Here is a 17212-nt window from a genome sequence, read left to right as displayed (position 1 = left end):
GGAAGCCCATGAGCAGCACCGCCCACGTCCTCGATCCGCTCACCTCCGCCGAGATCGCCTCCTTCGTCGCCGCGGTCCGCCGTTCCGGTCGGATCGGTGCACGACCGCGCTTCTGGGGGATCGCCCTCGACGAGGAGAAGGCCCGGGGGACCGTGGCCGGCGGTGCCCGGCCGGTCCGCATGGTCGTGATGGACCCGGACGCCCACGCCGCCTGGGAGGTGCGCGGCTGGACCGCGGGCCCGGACTCGCCGGCGATCGTCGAGCTGTGGACCGACGTCGACCACCGCCGCCCGGGTGTCTCGAGCGACGAGGCCCGGCTCATCGCGCAGGCCGCTCGGAAGTCGCCGCTCATCATCGAGGCGCTGGCCAAGCGCGGCATCACCGACACCTCGCTCGTCTGGGTCGACCCGGAGTCGATCACCGGCTTCGTCCCGGAGGACCTCGCCGACCGCCGTCTCAGTTGGGGCACCGTCTGGTACCGCGAGTTCCCCGAGGACAACGGCTACGCCCGGCCGGTCGCGGGGCTCGTCCCGATCCTCGACCTGGACACGCTCGAGGTCATCCGCATCGAGGACCACGGCGTCGTCCCGATGGCGAGCGAGACCGGCGTCTACACCTCCGGTACCTGGGGGCCCGACCGCGAGGTGTCGGCGCTCGACATCGTCCAGCCGAACGGTCCCGGCTTCACGATCGACGGGCACGAGGTCCGCTGGCAGAACTGGACGTTCCGTGTCGGCTTCTCGCACCGCGAGGGGCTCGTGCTGCACGACCTGTCCTACCGCGACGGCGACGTCGAGCGACCGGTGCTGCACCGCGCGGCCGTCAACGAGATGTACGTGCCGTACCTGGACAGCGACCCGACCGCGTACCGGAAGAACTTCTTCGACTGGGGCGAGTACGGCGCCGGCCCGCTCACGGCGAGCCTCGAGCTCGGCTGCGACTGCCTCGGGGAGATCCGGTACTTCGACGTCGACTTCCTGGACGGCCACGGCGAGCCGCAGACCATCGTCAACGGCATCTGCCTGCACGAGGAGGACGACTCGATCCTCTGGAAGCACGTCAACACCCGCACCGGCAGTGCCGAGGTCCGGCGCAGCCGTCGACTCGTGGTCTCGAGCTTCGCGACCGTGGCGAACTACGACTACGGCTTCTACTGGTCCCTCTACCAGGACGGCTCGATCGAGCTCGAGGTGAAGCTCACCGGGATCATGTCGGTGTCCGGCATCGCCGACGGGGAGACGCCGCGGTACGGCCGGATGGTGGCGCCGAACGTCCAGGCACCGACCCACCAGCACTACTTCGCCGTCCGCCTCGACACCGCCGTCGACGGGCCGTTGAACCGGTTGGTCGAAGTGCACGCCGAGCCCGAGCCCGACGAGGCCCTGAACCCCTACGGCAACGCCTGCATCGCGGTCGAGACGCCGATCGGTTCCGAGGCCGACGGCGCCCGGATGACCGACCCGGCGCGCGCGCTGCACTGGCGCATCGAGAGCGAGTCGGCGCAGAACCGGTACGGCGAGAGCACGGCCTACCGACTGGCCGTCCAGAACACGGCGCAGCTGCACGTCCGGCCCGGCAGCATCGTGGAGCGCAAGGCGCCGTTCGTCGCGAAGCACCTGTGGGCGAGCGCGTTCGACCCCGAGGAGCGCTTCATCGCCGGCGAGTACCCGAACCAGGGCGAGCTCGGTGACGACGGTGTGCACGTCTGGCAGCAGGCGGACCGGTCGCTCGAGAACGAGCGGCTCGTGCTGTGGCCGGTCCTCGGCGTGCACCACTTCCCGCGGCCCGAGCAGTGGCCGATCATGCCCGTCGACCGGATCGGCTTCCGGCTCGAACCGGACGGCTTCTTCGACCGGAACCCCTCGCTCGACGTCCCGCCGTCGGCGACCGACCACTGCGCGCCGGGCGCCGGCCACGACCACGACCACGCGGCGCACGACCACCACACCGACGCCGCACACGACGGGCACGTCCACGCCGAGCAGCAGCACGACCACGAGGGCGGCCGCTGATGCCCGCGCCCGAGCACACCCCGGAGCACCTCGCCGACTGGTCCGCCGTCCGCCTGGCCGACGCCGTCGCGAACCGCGAGGTGTCGGCGGTGGAGGTGATGCGCGCCCACCTGGACCGGATCGAGGAGCGCAACCCGCGCCTCCGGGCAGTCGTCTCCCAGCAACCCGACTCGGTCTCGCTCGCCGCCGCGGAGGCCGCCGACCGCCGCACCGCCGAGGCCCGCGCCGCCGGCGAACCCCTCCCGCTCCTGCACGGCCTGCCCACCGCGGTGAAGGACCTGATGGACGTCGCCGGTCTGCCGACCACGAACGGTTCGGCGGCCTTCGCCGACGCGCGTCCGGCCGAGCACGACAGCGTCCTCGCGACGCTCCTGCGCGATGCCGGCGCGATCATCATCGGGAAGACGAACACGCCGGAGATGGGGCAGGGCGTCCTCACCTTCAACCCGGTGTTCGGCACGACCGTGAACCCCTGGGACACCTCGCGGCACGCCGGTGGATCGAGCGGTGGGGCCGCGGCGGCCCTGGCCGGTCGGATGCTGCCGATCGCCGACGGCTCCGACAGCGGCGGGAGCCTGCGCTACCCGGCCGCGTTCTGCAACGTCGTCGGTGTCCGGCCGAGCCCCGGTCGTGTGCCGAGCGGCCGGACCGGCAACGCCTGGACGCCGCACGGGGTCACCGGGCCGATGGCGCGCGACTCGGCGGACGCAGCGCGATTCATGGACGCCCTGGCGGTCGAGCAGTCGGTCTGGCCGATGTCCGCGATGACCCGGCACCCGGTGCGTCCGGTCGAGGTCGAGGGACTCCGGGTGGCGTGGAGCGACGACGCCGGCGGCCTGCCGATCGACCCGTCGGTCCGAGCCGTGCACCGTGCGTTCGCCGAGCAGCTCACGGGCCTCGGGGCGGTGGTCGAGGCGTCCGAGCCCGACTTCGCCGGCGCCGACGAGGCCTGGGAGACCATCGAGACGTTCGAGTTCTTCCTCGGCGGTCGGCACGCCGTCGACGCCGGAGCGAAGGGGTTCCGACCGGACTACGTCCGCAACGTCGAACAGGGGCGCGCCACGACCGCGACGCAGCTGGCCGACGCGTACGAGCGGCGGACGCGCCTGTACCGGGACACGGCCGCGGTCCTCGACCGGTACGACGTGCTGGTCCTGCCGGCGACACCGGTCGTCGCGCCGCCCGCCGACGTCGAGTGGGTCGACGAGGTCGACGGGCACCGCTTCGAGCGCTACTTCACGTGGCAGATGCTCGCGAACCGGCTCACGCTGACCGCGCACCCCGTCGTGGTGACCTCCGCCGGGTTCACGCCGGAGGGGCTGCCGGTGGGCGTGCAGGTCGTCGGGCGGTACGGCCGCGAGGCGCAGCTGCTCGCGGTGACGCGCGCGATCGAGGAGGCCACCGGCTGGATCCGGCGGGCTCCGACCCGGTAGACGAGGCGGGAGGCCGGGAGGCGCGGGTCGACCCCGCCTCTCGGGCTCGGCCGGGTGCTCGACTCAGCCGGTGAAGACGGTGGACGAGCGGCGCTCGTACCAGTGGGCGAGGTGCTCGCCGGCCCGGAGCACGTGGTCGCGCATGAGCCCGGCCGCACGCTCGTGGTCACCGGCGACGAAGGCCTCGATGAGTTCCTCGTGCTCGCGGAAGTTCTCCTCGCGGTGCCGGGAGTTCTCGCGCAGCACGAGTGCCGAGACGTTGCGCGGGAACGCGTCGTTGATCTCGACGAGCATGCGGGTCAGTCGGGTGTTGCCGGACGCCTGGTAGATGAGCCCGTGGAACTGGTCGTTGTCGACGCCCTCGCGCTGCTTCGGCTGCTCCCCCTCGGCCGCGGCGAGCGAGCGCTCGTACATCGCCTGGTTCACCGACCGCAGCTGCGTGATGGTGGCGTCGTCGAGGCGGTCGACGGCGCGACGGGCGGCGAGGGACTCGAGCTCGGCGCGGACCTCGTAGGCCTCGCGGACCTCCCACGGCACGGGCACGCGCACGACGGCGCCGCGGTTCGGCACGACCTCGATGAGCCCGCCGGTCTGCAGCTGCCGCAGGGCCTCGCGCACCGGGGTGCGGCTGATCCCGAACTGTGCCGCGAGGTCGGCCTGGCGCAGCGGGGCGCCGATCGGGATCTCGCCGGACATGATCTTCGCGCGGATCCGGGCGGCGAGGTCGTCGACGAGTGCGTTGCCGTCGGTGGTGGTCACGGAAGTGGTCTCCTCGGTGCGTCATCGCAGCGAGCCCCCGCTGCGGATCCAATCCTGCCAGGTGTTGGATCCCGTTGCCGGATCCGACTCACCCATGATTGGATCCAATCATGACCGTGCTGATCGCCGTGACCCTCAGTGGGTCGCTCGTGGCCCTCGTGCTGGGCGCCGCCGGGCACCGGCGCGTGGGGTGGTCGGCGCTCGTCGGCGAGGTCGTGATGCTCGCCGCGATGGCGGACGTCCACCTGCCGGCCCTGGGCCTCGTACCGGCGCCGTTCTGGGCGGTCATGCTCGGCGGCTGCGCGATGGTGACCGCGCTGGTCGACCGGGTCCGCCGCCCGAGCCGCCCGCAGGGAGACCACCTGCACGCGCTCGGCATGCTGCTCGGCGCGGTGTTCGTGCTCCTGGGCACGGTGCACGCCGGTGGCGCCGGCGGACACCACCACGGTGGGGCACTGCTGCTGCCGATCGCCGTCGCGGTCGCGGTGCACGTCGGCGCCGTCGTGTGGGGCGTCGGGCGGCGCCGCGCCGCTCGCGTGGAGTCGGTGCGCCGGATCGCGTCGCTCGTTGGGGTGCTCGCGATGGGGGCGATGGTCGCCGTCCACTGAGCCACCCGGTCCCGTGACGGACGCGGACGAGGCGGGCCGCGCCTCCTGGACCGACCGGGCGCTACCAAATTGGATCCAATTCTGGCAGTATCGGATGACATGTGGGGCGGATCGTCCCCGCGAGCAGCCGACGAGGAGACGCCCACGATGATCATCGACGCCTACAACACCACGCAGGACCGCCGTGGCCGCAGCGACTACCTCAGTGGCGTCCGACCGGGCGAGGAGCCGCCCGCGTACACGCCGTTCGACGCGAACCGGATCCTCGACCGCATGGACGCAGCCGGTGTCGACCGCGCGATGGTGTGCTCGCTCGCCCAGGGGATCGAGAACGACTTCCTGATGGACCTCGTCGCCGCGCACCCGGACCGGCTGTTCGGCTTCGGGCAGGTGATGCCGCAGTGGGAGAACGCGACCGACGAGATCCGTCGCTTCGCCGACGGCGGACTGGTCGGCCTGAAGCTGCACCCGAGCCTGCACGGGTACCACGTGGCGGACCACGGCCTGCTCGACCCGCTGTTCGAGGTGTGCGCCGAGCTGGGACTGCCCGTGCTCATCAACGCCCTCGACGACGCGTTCTGTGCGCCGTTCGCGATCGAGGAGATCGCCAAGGGCTTCCCGACGGTGCCGACGATCATCGCCCACATGGGCGCGGTGTGGAACGTGCCCGAGGCGATCATCGTCGCCGAGCGGAACCCGCACGTCTACCTCGAGACCTCGGCGACGCTGATGTCCGACGTCAAGCGCGCCTACGCCCGGCTGGGCGCGGAGAAGATCCTGCTCGGGTCCGAGTGGCCGGGCAGCGACTTCGACCTCGAACGCATGAAGATCGCGAAGGCGATCCCGGACGAGGCCGACCGGGCGCTCGTCGAGGGCGGCAACATGGCGCGGATCCTGGGCTGGTCGTGAGCGACGGGCGCGCACCGGCGTCGTCGGACCGTCCGGTCCTGGACGGGCCGCCTCCCGGCATGGACGCGGCCGACCGTTCGCTGCTCGCCGTCGCGACCGACGTGCTCGAGCGCCGGTACCGCGCCGGCGTCCACGAGGTCGCCGCGGCACTCCGCCTGGTGGACGGCACCGTCGTCACGGGTCTGCACGTCGAGGCGTCGGCGGGCAGGGCCTCCGTGTGCGCGGAGTCCGCGGCCCTGAGCGCAGCGGTCGTCGCCGGCGCCGCGGTCGAGTCCGTCGTCGGCGTCCTGCGTCGACCGAGCGGGACGCTGCACCTCATCGAGCCGTGCGGGGTCTGCGCCGAGCTGCTCGGCGACCACGCCCCGGACGCGCGGGTGTGGGTCGCGGTCGGCGACGGGTTCGGCCCGGTCGGCGTGGCCGAGCTGCTGCCGTTCCGACGGCGCCGAGCGGCGCGGAGCGTGTCGGACTCCGCGAGCGGCGTCGAACTCCGCGACACCTGAGGTTTAACGCCGCTGTAACACCCATGACCCGTGCCGTGTCGGAAGCCGTCGGAGACTGGCGGCGACGGCGCGCACCGGTCCCCACCCGAGTGCACGATCCGTCGTGGAAGGAACCACCGCATGCTCGCCGTCTCCGGCAACCCCGTCCTGATCGTCGTCGACATCCAGGGCGGCGCCGCTTCGACGATGCCCACACCGGGCATCCCCGTCATGAGCGGTCGCGCGGAACGCGCGCCCCGCGTCCGCGACCTCATCGAGCACTGCCGGTCCGCCGGGGTGCCGGTCGTCTTCATCCAGGAGGTCCACAAGCCGGACCTCGTCGACATCGGCCGCGAACTCGACGGGGCCGAGGGCCCGCACTGCATCGAGGGTGACGAGCAGACCGAGCTCGCCTCGTGGATCGACCCCCGACCGGAGGAGTTCGTCATCCGCAAGCGTCGGTACTCGGCGTTCTTCGGGACGGAGCTCGAGATCGTGCTCAAGGCCTACCGCGCCGGCACCGTGCTGCTCGTCGGTGGTCTCACCGACGTGTGCATCCACTACACCGCGGCCGACGCCCACCAGCACGACTACGCGGTGCGGGTGCTCACCGACTGCGTCGCCGGGTCGAGCGAGCGTGCGCACGACGCGGCGCTCGAGGCGATCGCGTACCTGCAACGTGACGCGCTCGTGACCGCGGACGACGTGCGGTCGTGGCTCGACGAGCGGGAGCCGGCGCGTGCCTGATCGGCACGGCACACCGTCCGGCACCGCCCGGGTCGTCGTCGGGCACATCCGGACCATGGACCCCGCCGTGCCGACGGCCGAGGCGATGCTCGTCGACGGCGAGCGGATGCGTGCGGTCGGGACCCTGGCCGAGGTGCGGGCGGCTGCCGCGGCGGCGGTCGGCGCCGTCGCGGAGGACCACGTCGAGGGCACGGTGCTGCCGGGGTTCACCGACGCGCACGCTCACGCACAACGGGCCGGTCTCAAGGCGCTGCAGCTGCTCGACGACGAGGCGGACGCCGAGGCGTTCTCGGCCGTGATGCTCGCCGACGGCGATGCGGACCCGGACGCCCCGGACTGGCTCGGTGACGCTCCACCCACGATCGAGGACCGGCTCGCCGCGATCCGTCGGGTCCAACCGCTCCTCCACGCCATGGGGTTCACCGGGGTCGTCGACCCCGCGGTCACGCTCCCCGAGCTCGCCGGGTACCGCGAGGCGCACCGTCGTGGGCTGCTCACCATGCGCGTCGTCGCGATGCCCTACCCGGAACTCGGAACGCCCGCCGTTCCCGACGTCGACGCGGCGCTCGCCGTCCTCGGCTCGATCGACGGCGTCACCGGGGACGGCGACGACCTGCTGCGGCTCGGCCCGATCAAGGTCTACTACGACGGCGAGGGCATGAAGGGTCAGGCCCTGCTCGAGCGTCCGTGGGCGGGGGGCGACCACGGCGTGCAGCGCATCTCGGCCGAGGAATTCGCTCGGCTCGCCACCTGGTGCGTCGAAGCGGGGTGGGGGCTCGGCGTCCACGCGGTCGGCAGTCGAGCGGTCGCCGAGGTCCTCGACGGCCTCGAGACGGCCGAGGGGCGCACCGGCCGACCCGTCGCACCCCTGCGGTGCCAGCTCATCCACGCCTACCTCGAACCGAGCCCGGCGAGCGCGGCACGGGCAGCTCGCCTGGGCGTAGTCGCGTCGCTGCAGCCCTCGATCGCCTGGAAGAACGCGGCCGGCCTCCGCCGACGGCTCGGTGACCGGGTGGACGAGGTGAACCCGATGCGCACGTGGCTCGACGCCGGGGCGGTCGTCGCGATGGGCTCGGACGCACCGTACTTCCCGTTCGACCCGCGCGAGGTCGTCCGGGTGGCCGCTGCCCGTCGGATGCGCGGGATCGACGAGCCCCTCGGCCCGCACCAGGCCACCTCGGTGCTCGAAGCCGTCGCGGCCTACACCCGAGGTGCGGCGCACGCCGCTTTCGCGGACGACCGGCGCGGTGTCCTGCGCGCCGGAGCCCTGGCCGACTGGGTGCTCCTCGACGTCGACCCGGGCGACTGCACCGCCGACGAGTTCGCCCGAGCACGCGTGCAACGGACGGTCGTGGGAGGGCGGACCGTCTTCAGCGCGGATCAGATGTAATCCACACGAAACATAGTTGGATGCGGATTGTCCTAGATTGGATCCAAGTTGGACCCGACCCTGGGACTGACTCCCTGGCATCACCCCGAATCCCATTGGAGGACAGCACCATGGTGAGGAAGCGCATCCTCGTCGGCGTCGCGGTGGCGACCGCCGTCGGCCTCTCCCTGAGCGCGTGCAGCACGTCCGGCTCCGCCGACGGCGGCAGCAGCGGCTCGACGACCAGCACGATCAACGCGGAGCTCTGGTACGCCCCGGCGACGTTCGACCCGGCGAAGGCCTCGGCCAGCTCGGACGTCGAGGTCGCCCGACTCGGCTTCGACACCCTGCTCCGACAGGGCGAGGGCGACGACGGCGGGTACATCGGTGGCCTCGCGACCAAGTGGGACGCCGAGTCGGCCTCGAAGTACGAGTTCACCATCCGGGACGGGGCGACGTGCTCCGACGGCACCGAGATCACACCGAGCGTCGTCGCGAAGTCCTTCGAATACCTCGTGGGCCTCGACGACTCCGGTGCGCAGACGTGGAAGAACCAGGCCTTCGGCTCCGGTGAACCGACCTTCACGCCCGACGACTCCGCCGGCACGCTCACGATCTCCCTCAGTTCGCCGTACTCGCAGTTGCTCGGCGGGCTCACCCGTCCGGGGACCGGCGTCATCTGCCCGGCCGGCATCGCCGACCCGGAGGGACTCGCCGCCGGAACCGTGAAGGGCGCGTGGTCGGGGCCGTACACCCTGACCAAGTCCTCCGCGGGCAAGAGCGTGCAGTACTCCCTCCGTTCGGACTACGACGCCTGGCCGGACTGGAAGACCGTCACCGGCAAGCCCGCCAAGACGATCAACATGACCGTGCAGGGCGACTCGAACACGAGCGCGAACCTGCTGCAGTCCGGTGGCGTCGACGTCGCGCGCTTCTACGACTCGAACGCCGAGCGCTTCACCGGCGGCGACTACTCGACCGTGAAGTTCGCCAGCTCGGCGTACAACCTCGTCTTCAACGAGGCCGAGGGCTCCGGCTCGGTGTTCGCCGGCGACCAGGCACTGCGTGCGGCGGTCGCCCAGGCGATCGACACCAAGGGCTTCAACAACGCCGGTCTCGACGGGCTCGGGGTCGCCCAGACCACCGTCAACGCCGCGAGCTACCGGTGCGCCGTCGACGGCTCCTCCATGGTGCAGTCGTACGACCCGAAGGCAGCGGCGAAGGAGCTCAAGGGCAAGACCATCCGCCTGCTCATCATGTCGAACTGGGACCCCGCGGCCGACTTCCTCGCGGAGTCGCTGCGGAACGCCGGGGCAACCGTGAAGGTCTCCGCGCCGGACCCCGCCGACTGGACGACGCAGATGCGCACGAAGCCGGACACCTGGGACGTCGCGGTCGCGGCCGAGGACGCCCAGGTCGGCCTGATCAACCTCTCCATCGCCCGGTACCTCGGCCCGACCTACCCCGAGGGCGGCACCAACGTGTCCTCGAGCGACAACCCCGAGGGCCTCAAGGCCTACGAGGCCGCGATGGCGACGACCGATGAAGACCAGCAGTGCGCGGACTTCGCCACGGCGCAGAAGTCGATCCTCGAGCGGGTCGACATGACCCCGCTCATCACCGACACGCACCGCTACGTCGCCCGCAAGGGCTTCGAGACGCACGTCTTCTCGGGCTACTGGGACCCGTCCGCCATGCGGATCGTCTCGTGACCGACTGACGCGACACCACCCAGCACCACCCCACCACCGCCCGGACCGGAGCACCTGGAGGACCCGCGATGAGCACCACCACCGTCGACCATCCCCCCGTGCCCGGTCCGGGCACCCCGGACGCGCAGGGCGCCCCCGCCGCCACGGCTCCCCGAGCCGCCGGCCTCGGGAGCGCCTGGCGCCGGTTCCTGCTCCGCCGCGCGGTCGGCCTCCTCGTCAACCTCGCGCTGCTCGTCCTCGTGACGTTCCTCATCGTGCAGCTCATCCCCGGCGACCCGGCCACGGCCATCGCCGGCCCCACGGCGTCCCTCGCGCAGGTCGAGCTCGTCCGGCACCAGCTCGGCCTCGACCAGACGCTCCCGGTCCAGCTCTGGCACTACGTCGCCGGAGTCGTGCAGGGCGACTTCGGGGACTCGTACAAGTACCGCGCACCCGCCATGGACATCGTCATGACCGCGGTGCCGTACACGCTCACCATCACGATCGTGGCCGTCCTGCTCCTGCTCGTCCTCGGGCTCGCGCTCGGGATGACCGTCGGCGTGCTGACCCGCGGCGACCGCCACCGCTGGCTCGACGTGACGTTCACCGCGGTCACCGGACTCATCTCCTCGATCCCGACCTACGTGCTCGCCACCGGGTTCGTCGTCGTCTTCGCGGTCCTGCTGCACGTGCTCCCGCCGGCGTACTCGCCGGCGTACGACTTCGGGGCCGCCGCCGTGCTGCCCATCGCCTCGCTCACCGTCGGCGGCACCTGCTCCGTCGCCCGCATCGTCCGTCGGGAGACCGCGGTCATCCTCGAACAGGACTACATGCGCACCGCGCGCGGCTGGCGGCTGCCGGCGCTGTCGATCTACGCGAAGCACATGCTGCCGAACCTGCTCACCACGGCTCTGACGCTCTCCGGCATCATCCTGACCGCCCTGCTCGGCTCCGCGCTCATCACCGAGGCGGTGTTCGCCTGGCCCGGGCTCGGCGGCGTGATCGTCCAGGCGATCGCGGTCGACAAGGACTACCCGGTGATCCGCGCCGCGGTCTTCGTGATCGGCCTGATCTCCCTCGTGATCACCCTCGTCATCGACATCATCCTGGGTCTCATCGACCCGCGCACCCTCGGAGAGAAGCGTGGCTGACACCATCACCGCAGTCCGAGCCGCCACCGTCGATCGGCCCGCGCGACCCCGTGCCTTCGCCTGGAACGCGGGCCTCGTCGTCGGACTCGCGATGTTCGCCCTGATCCTCGTCGTCGCCGTCGTCGCTCCGTTCGTGCTCGGTGCGCAGGCGACGGGGATCGGCGGCACCGCGGGACTCGGGTCGACCGCCGCGCACCCGCTCGGCACGGACACCCTCGGCCGCGACATGCTCGCCCGCACGCTCGTCGCCACCCGCGCGACCGTGCTCATGGCGCTCGCGGCCACCGCGCTGTCGGCCGTCGTCGGCATCGCGCTCGGCATCGGCGTGTGGCTCGCGCCGCGTCGGCTCCGCGAGTTCGGCCTCCGTGCCATCGAGTTCGCCGTCAGCTACCCGACGATGCTCGTCGCGATCATCGTGGCCGCGATCCTCGGGCAGGGCATGGTCCAGGTGGTGGTCGCCATCGCCGTCGCGAACATCGCCGGGTTCGCCCGACTGACCGCGAACCTCGCCGCGAAGATCTCCACCAGCGAGTACGTCACGACGGCCCGGCTGATGGGCGTCCCCGCGCACCGGGTCGCCGTCCGGCACGTGCTGCCGAACATGGCCGAACCGACGCTCATCCTCATCGCCGGCGCGTTCTCCGGTGCACTCGTCGAGATCTCCGGCCTGTCCTTCATCGGCCTCGGCGCGCAGACCCCCGCGTTCGACTGGGGCACCCTGCTCAACGACGGCCTCGACCGCATCGTGGTGAACCCCGTCGTCATCGTCGGCCCCGCGGTCGCCCTGACCTTCGCGTCGCTCGCCGCCCTGCTCGTCGGCGACGGCCTCGCCGCGGCCGCGAACCCCCGCTCGAACACGACCCGCGCCCGGACGACCCGTGCGTCAGGGGCCCCGACGCTCGCCGTCGAGGAGGACGCGGTCCTGGTCGCCGACGGCATCACCGTGCTGCACGGCGCGAGCGGACGCCCCCTCGTGGACGACGTCTCGTTCACGATCCGTCGCGGCGAGGTGCTCGGGATCGTCGGCGAGTCCGGTTCGGGCAAGTCCCTCACCGCCTCCGTCGTCGCCAAGCTCCTCGGCGAGGGGCTCGAGGCGTCCGCCCGCCGGCTCGAGCTCGGCGGGACCGACCTGCTCGGCCGCGTGCCGGACCGCGAACTCGCGGCGCGGATCGGCCTGGTCTACCAGGACCCCGGTACCGCCCTGAACCCGGCGATGGTCCTCGGCATCCAGCTCTCCGACGTGCTCCGGATGCGCCTGCGCCACAGCCGCCGCGACGCGATGCGCCTGCTCACCCAGGGGTTCCGGGCCGTCAAGCTGACCGACCCCGAAGGCCGCCTGCGGCAGTACCCGCACCAGCTGTCCGGCGGGATGAAGCAGCGCGCGATGATCGCGTCCGCGATGAGCACGAAGCCGGACCTGCTCATCGCCGACGAGCCGACCACGGCACTCGACGTGACCGTGCAGCGCGAGGTGCTCACCGTGCTGAAGCGCATGAACGAGGAGTCCGGCACCGCCGTGCTCTTCATCTCGCACGACCTCGGCGTCGTCCGCGCGCTGTGCGACCGCGTGCTCGTGATGCGGAACGGCACGATCGTCGAACGCATCGACGACGTGGCCGGCCTGTCCCCGGACACGGTCGAGCACCCCTACACGAAGCAGCTGCTCGCGGCCACGCCGGTCGTGACGGTCCCCTCGGAGCAGACGGAGGCGCACGCGTGACCGACACCGAACCGATGATCGACGTCCGCGCGCTCGACGTGGCGTTCGGTTCGACGACCGTCCTGCACGGGGTCGAACTCCGTCTCGAGCGCGGCCGCACCGTGGGCATCGTCGGCGAGTCCGGTTCCGGCAAGTCCACGCTCGCCAAGGTGCTCGTGGGCACGGTGAAGCCGGCGGCCGGGAGCGTGACGGTCGACGGCGTCGACCTCGGCTCGGCACACCGGTCCGCCCTGCACGCCGCCCGGCGCCGCATCCAGATGATCCCGCAGGACCCGTACTCGTCGCTGTCCCCGCGACGCACCGTGGCGCAGACACTCGCCGAGGCGATCGACCCGATCCGCCCGCGCGTGGCGACCCACGAGGAGCGCATCGGCGGCTGGCTCGAGCGCGTCGGCCTCTCACCGGACATGATGCACCGGTACCCGCACGAGTTCTCCGGTGGGCAGCGGCAGCGGATCGCGATCGCCCGTGGGCTCGTCATCGACCCGCACCTCGTCATCGCCGACGAGATCACCTCGGCGCTCGACGTGTCGGTGCAGGCCCAGATCCTCGAACTGCTCGCCGACATCAAGGAGTCGCTCGGCCTGACGATGGTGTTCATCTCGCACAACCTCGCCGTCGTGCAGCGCGTCAGCGACGAGGTCGTGGTCCTCTACCAGGGCGAGGTGGTCGAGTCCGGCCCCGTGGAGCAGATCTACGCCGACCCGCAGCACTGGTACACGCGCCGGCTGCTCGACGCGGACCCCGGCTCCGCCCGCTTCAGCCTGACCAGCTGACCGACACGGAAGGTCCCGTCAGTGGCGGCACGACTCCCGACGACCCCGCACGCCCCCGGCGCGCTCCGACTGGTCGGAGCGACCCTCGTCGACGGCACCGGCGCACCGCCGCGCGCCGACGCCGAGGTCGAGCTGCGCGACGGCGTCGTCACGTACGCCGGCCCACGACGTCCCCCGGCAGCCGGGATCCCCGTCGCCGACCTCACGGGCACCTGGCTGCTGCCCGGCTTCGTCGACACGCACGTGCACCTCAGCATGGTGCCGACCGCCCCGGAGGAGCAGCGGGGCCGGTTCCCCGAGGAGGACGTGCTCGAGGTCGCCGAGGTGCTCCGCTCCACGCTGGACGCGGGCGTCACCACGGCGCGTGACCTCGACGGCCTCACCCCCGGCTACCGGAACGCCGTCGCGCGCGGCACCGTGACCGGTCCGCGGCTGCACCTCGCGATCGCGATGCTCTCGCCCACCGGCGGGCACGCCGATCCCGTCCGACCGAACGGCTCGCTCCCGGCGTGGGCGGTCCGGTCGGGGATGCCCGAGCCCGGGGTGGTCGACACCGACGACGACATCGTCCGCACCGTCCGCGCGCTGCTCCGCACCGGTGCCGACGCGATCAAGGTCTCCACCTCCGGTGGGGTCGGGTCACCCACCGACGACCCCGACGACGTCGGCATCACCGAGGAGCAGGTCCGTCTGGTCGTCCGGCTCGTCCGCGAACGCGGCGGACGCCCGGTCACGGCGCACGCCCTGACCGACGCCGCGGCCCGCGCGGCCGTGCTCGGTGGGGCGTCGAGCATCGAACACGGGTACGCCCTCAGCGACGAGACCATCGCCCTCATGGTCGAGCGTGGGACGGTGCTGGTCCCCACCCTCAGCACGCTGCTCCGCGAACTCGACCCGGCCACCGCCTCCGAGGAGCGACTCCGCCACCGCGCCGCGCTCCACGAGCGCGGGCTCGACAGTGTCCGCCGCGCCCTCGCGGCCGGGGTCCCCGTCGCGCTCGGTACCGACGCCGGTGTCCACCCGCACGGCCGGAACCTCGCGGAGCTCGCACGGCTCGTGCAGGTCGGACTGTCCCCGCTCGCCGCCGTCACGGCCGGCACCCTCCAGGGCGCGCGCCTCCTCGGACTGGAGGCACGGCTCGGCTCCGTCGAGCCCGGCAAGGAGGGCGATCTGGTCGTCACGCGCGTCGACCCGCTGACCGACGTCGGTGCGCTCGCCGACGCTGCCAGCGTGCGCGCGGTCCTGCAGTCCGGACGCGTGGTGAAGGACCTCGACGGCCTGGTGACCACGGCCTCCTGAACCGCGGTGACGACCCGTGGCTCAGGAGGCCGCTGCGACCGTGGCGATCGCTCGCTCGATGACCGCGACGACCCGCTCCGGAGCCGCGTGGGCCACGGCGTGGCTGGTGTCGACCTCGTCGGCGTCGGCGCCCATGCGCGTGACGAAGTCGCGCTGGATCTCCGGCAACAGGTGCCGGTCGCTCGTCGCCACCAGGTACCAGCTCGGCCGGGTCGCCCACGCGGGCTCGCCGGTCGGCTGCTGGAACGCGGCGTCCGCGGTCACGCGGCGCTCGTACCGCGCGGCGCGCAGGACGTCGTCGGGCACGTCCCACGCGAGGGCCGCGCGCGACTCCTCGTCGTCCCGGGTGATCCACTCGCCGCCCGGGCCCCGGTGCGTGTAGCGCGACACGAGTGCGGGCTCGTACCGTTCGACGATCGCGGAGACCGACTCACCGGTGTCGGGGGCGAACGCCGCGACGTAGACGAGACCGACGACACGCTCGTGCGTGCCGGCGTTCGTGATGACCGCGCCGCCGTACGAGTGCCCGACGAGCAGCACCGGACCGTCGACAGCGTCGACCAGTGCACGCACCGACGCCTCGTCGTCCCGGAGCGACGTCATCGGGTTGTCGGCGAGCGTGTGGGCGATCCCGCGGGCGCGCAGGAGCGGTGCGACGGAGGACCACGCCGACGGCGACCCGCCGGCACCGTGGACCAGGACGACGTGCACCGCCGGGGCACTCACGAGCCGACCGCCGCGACGAGGGGGAGCAGGACGGTCGGGGCCGGTGCGGCCTCGCGTCCGGCGAACGGCACCGGCTGGCAGACCATGAGGTAGTCGCCCGGCTCGACGGCGGACAGGTCGGCGTTCTCGAGGATCACGACGCCCGCCCCGCACAGCGCGACGTGCGTCGGCCACGCCTCCGTGTGGGCCGGTGCCTCCATCGTCATGTAGTCGATGCCCGCGAACCGCACCCCGTGCTCGACGAGCCACGCGGCTCCGGTGGGTCCGAGGCCGACCCACGTCTCGGAGCGCACGTTCCGTGTCAACGCGTCGGTGGAGTTCCGTGTGCGGAAGAGCACGCGTTCGGCTCCGGTGGCTCCGGCGGCGGCCAGGTCCTCGGCCGTGATCTCCTCGGCGACGTGGCGCAGATCGAGGACGCGGACCGGCCCGACCACACTGTCCATCGCGATCTCGTCGACCGTGGTCGCCCCCGGGACGAAGTGGGACGGGGCATCGACGTGCGTGCCGGTGTGGGCGCCGATCAGCCACCGGGAGACGTCCGAGGGGTACCCGTCCGCGATCTCCTCGACCATCTCGAAGGTCGGCCGACGCCCCCAGTGCAGCATCTCGGTGTGGATCGGGATGTTGATGTCGATCGCGTCGGTCATGGGTTCCTCCCGGAACTACGGCACAATGGATTCGGTTTCTACTGAATTGTATCCAATGTGAGGCGAGGAGCAAGCATGGTCCGATCGGTCCGCGACCTGGAGCCGGACGAGATCGCGATCTCGGGGCGTCCGCGTCGGCTCGTTCCCCTCGTGCTCGGGTGGGAGCCCATCCCCGAGTCGATCTCGTTGCGCGGGGGCGACCCGGCCCGGTTCCTCCTCGAGCCGGTGACGGCCGTCGCGGTGGCGTTCGACGAGGGCTGGGTGCTCGTCGACGGCGGCTTCGACCTCGGCCGCGTCCGGGATCCCGAGCAGCGCGCCGCCCACTACGACCACGAGAGCTACACCGCCGTCGTGCCACCGGGTGACGCACTGGCCGAGGGCGTCGCCGTCGCCGGACTCGCGTGGGAGACGCTGGCGGCGTGCGTCATCTCGCACGTGCACCTCGACCACACCGGTGGTCTCCGGCTCGTCGCACCGGGGACACCCGTCGTGCTGCAGCGCCGCGAGTGGGACTGGCTGCGGAGTGGGATCGGGCGGCGGGAGACCGTCGTGGTCGACGACGTGCTCGCCGCCGACGTCGCCGTGCTGCTGGTCGACGGGGATGCCGACCTGGCCCCGGGGCTCACCGTGCTCGACACCCGCGGGCACACCCCGGGCCACCAGTCGGTCCGGATCGACCTGCCGGACCGCTCGGTGGTGCTCGCGTGCGACGCGGCCGACCTCGAGCGGAACCTGACCGAGCGGACGCCGTGCGGGTGGGTCGGTGTGGCCGGTGACGAACCCGACGCCCAGCGGTCCGTCGATCGGCTGGCCGACCTCACCGGGCTGCCCGGCGTCGAGGTCTGGCCCGGTCACGACCCGGGGTGGGGGCCCTGGGTCCGGTGAT

16 protein-coding genes are annotated in these 17212 nt (G+C 72.3%); 13 read left to right on the top strand and 3 right to left on the bottom strand.

The genetic code is table 11. The features are described from left to right. Positions 1-8 precede the first annotated feature (8 nt). On the top strand, positions 9-2012 hold the full coding sequence (locus tag J2X60_RS09245; protein WP_309887182.1) for a primary-amine oxidase: 2004 nt from the start codon (positions 9-11) through the stop codon (positions 2010-2012). Then, positions 2012-3445, top strand: a complete 1434-nt coding sequence (locus J2X60_RS09240; protein WP_309887181.1) for an amidase family protein — start codon at positions 2012-2014, stop codon at positions 3443-3445. Before J2X60_RS09245 ends, J2X60_RS09240 begins: the two co-directional genes overlap by 1 nt. A 63-nt stretch (positions 3446-3508) precedes the next feature. Here J2X60_RS09240 and J2X60_RS09235 read toward each other — a convergent pair whose 3' ends face one another. Further along, positions 3509-4204 (bottom strand): GntR family transcriptional regulator, encoded by a 696-nt coding sequence (locus J2X60_RS09235; protein ID WP_217647266.1) that lies wholly within the window; start codon positions 4202-4204, stop codon positions 3509-3511. Positions 4205-4314: 110 nt separating this feature from the next. Between J2X60_RS09235 and J2X60_RS09230 the strand changes: the two genes are divergently transcribed. The 10 genes from J2X60_RS09230 to J2X60_RS09185 all read left to right on the top strand — a co-directional run bounded on the left by J2X60_RS09230 (position 4315) and on the right by J2X60_RS09185 (position 14953). Next, a complete protein-coding gene (locus tag J2X60_RS09230; protein ID WP_309887180.1) occupies positions 4315-4812 on the top strand; it encodes a hypothetical protein in 498 nt (165 codons plus the stop codon). A gap of 147 nt (positions 4813-4959) precedes the next feature. Continuing rightward, positions 4960-5721: an amidohydrolase family protein gene (locus J2X60_RS09225; protein ID WP_123655205.1), complete on the top strand. Its 762-nt coding sequence runs from the start codon at positions 4960-4962 to the stop codon at positions 5719-5721. Next, positions 5718-6221 (top strand): hypothetical protein, encoded by a 504-nt coding sequence (locus J2X60_RS09220; protein ID WP_309887179.1) that lies wholly within the window; start codon positions 5718-5720, stop codon positions 6219-6221. The genes J2X60_RS09225 and J2X60_RS09220 overlap by 4 nt, the downstream gene beginning before the upstream one ends. Positions 6222-6341: 120 nt before the next feature. Beyond that, positions 6342-6947, top strand: coding sequence for a cysteine hydrolase family protein (locus J2X60_RS09215; RefSeq protein ID WP_092387987.1), 606 nt, complete (start codon positions 6342-6344; stop codon positions 6945-6947). Next, complete coding sequence (locus J2X60_RS09210; RefSeq protein WP_309887178.1) at positions 6940-8337, top strand: amidohydrolase family protein; 1398 nt, start codon at positions 6940-6942, stop codon at positions 8335-8337. The genes J2X60_RS09215 and J2X60_RS09210 overlap by 8 nt, the downstream gene beginning before the upstream one ends. 110 nt (positions 8338-8447) lie before the next feature. Continuing rightward, entirely contained in the window at positions 8448-10028 is a 1581-nt protein-coding gene (locus J2X60_RS09205; protein ID WP_309887177.1) for an ABC transporter substrate-binding protein, read from the top strand. A 68-nt stretch (positions 10029-10096) separates the two neighbouring features. Further along, a complete protein-coding gene (locus tag J2X60_RS09200) occupies positions 10097-11158 on the top strand; it encodes an ABC transporter permease (protein ID WP_309887176.1) in 1062 nt (353 codons plus the stop codon). Further along, complete coding sequence (locus J2X60_RS09195; protein ID WP_309777944.1) at positions 11151-12878, top strand: dipeptide/oligopeptide/nickel ABC transporter permease/ATP-binding protein; 1728 nt, start codon at positions 11151-11153, stop codon at positions 12876-12878. The genes J2X60_RS09200 and J2X60_RS09195 overlap by 8 nt, the downstream gene beginning before the upstream one ends. Beyond that, complete coding sequence (locus J2X60_RS09190; protein ID WP_309887175.1) at positions 12875-13654, top strand: ATP-binding cassette domain-containing protein; 780 nt, start codon at positions 12875-12877, stop codon at positions 13652-13654. The genes J2X60_RS09195 and J2X60_RS09190 overlap by 4 nt, the downstream gene beginning before the upstream one ends. A 21-nt stretch (positions 13655-13675) precedes the next feature. Then, positions 13676-14953 carry an amidohydrolase family protein gene (locus tag J2X60_RS09185; RefSeq protein ID WP_309887174.1) on the top strand — a complete coding sequence of 426 codons (1278 nt, stop codon included), beginning with the start codon at positions 13676-13678 and terminating at the stop codon, positions 14951-14953. Positions 14954-14974: 21 nt separating this feature from the next. On the opposite strand, the gene J2X60_RS09180 is transcribed toward J2X60_RS09185, so the two are convergent. Together J2X60_RS09180 and J2X60_RS09175 are read right to left on the bottom strand one after the other, a co-directional pair. Further along, the gene (locus tag J2X60_RS09180) at positions 14975-15679 is read right to left on the bottom strand and encodes an alpha/beta hydrolase (protein WP_309887173.1); all 705 of its coding nucleotides are present in this window, start codon (positions 15677-15679) and stop codon (positions 14975-14977) included. Next, the gene (locus tag J2X60_RS09175; RefSeq protein WP_092388007.1) at positions 15676-16326 is read right to left on the bottom strand and encodes a cyclase family protein; all 651 of its coding nucleotides are present in this window, start codon (positions 16324-16326) and stop codon (positions 15676-15678) included. Before J2X60_RS09175 ends, J2X60_RS09180 begins: the two co-directional genes overlap by 4 nt. Positions 16327-16401: 75 nt before the next feature. Here J2X60_RS09175 and J2X60_RS09170 point away from each other — a divergent pair, with 75 nt between their 5' ends. Next, a complete protein-coding gene (locus J2X60_RS09170) occupies positions 16402-17211 on the top strand; it encodes an N-acyl homoserine lactonase family protein (protein ID WP_309887172.1) in 810 nt (269 codons plus the stop codon). Position 17212: the final 1 nt, after the last annotated feature.

The organism is Curtobacterium sp. 320, assembly GCF_031455235.1.
Classification (GTDB): domain Bacteria; phylum Actinomycetota; class Actinomycetes; order Actinomycetales; family Microbacteriaceae; genus Curtobacterium.
Note: the sequence above shows the minus strand (reverse complement) of the source record. Positions and strands in the feature narration are given on the sequence as shown.

Excerpts from the sequence above, each read along its gene's own strand:
- J2X60_RS09225 (WP_123655205.1), top strand. The coding sequence starts at position 4,960 with ATGATCATCGACGCCTACAACACCACGCAGGACCGCCGTGGCCGCAGC.
- J2X60_RS09245 (WP_309887182.1), top strand. The coding sequence starts at position 9 with ATGAGCAGCACCGCCCACGTCCTCGATCCGCTCACCTCCGCCGAGATC.
- J2X60_RS09240 (WP_309887181.1), top strand. The coding sequence starts at position 2,012 with ATGCCCGCGCCCGAGCACACCCCGGAGCACCTCGCCGACTGGTCCGCC.
- J2X60_RS09175 (WP_092388007.1), bottom strand. The coding sequence starts at position 16,326 with ATGACCGACGCGATCGACATCAACATCCCGATCCACACCGAGATGCTG.
- J2X60_RS09200 (WP_309887176.1), top strand. The coding sequence starts at position 10,097 with ATGAGCACCACCACCGTCGACCATCCCCCCGTGCCCGGTCCGGGCACC.
- J2X60_RS09205 (WP_309887177.1), top strand. The coding sequence starts at position 8,448 with ATGGTGAGGAAGCGCATCCTCGTCGGCGTCGCGGTGGCGACCGCCGTC.
- J2X60_RS09215 (WP_092387987.1), top strand. The coding sequence starts at position 6,342 with ATGCTCGCCGTCTCCGGCAACCCCGTCCTGATCGTCGTCGACATCCAG.
- J2X60_RS09230 (WP_309887180.1), top strand. The coding sequence starts at position 4,315 with ATGACCGTGCTGATCGCCGTGACCCTCAGTGGGTCGCTCGTGGCCCTC.
- J2X60_RS09170 (WP_309887172.1), top strand. The coding sequence starts at position 16,402 with ATGGTCCGATCGGTCCGCGACCTGGAGCCGGACGAGATCGCGATCTCG.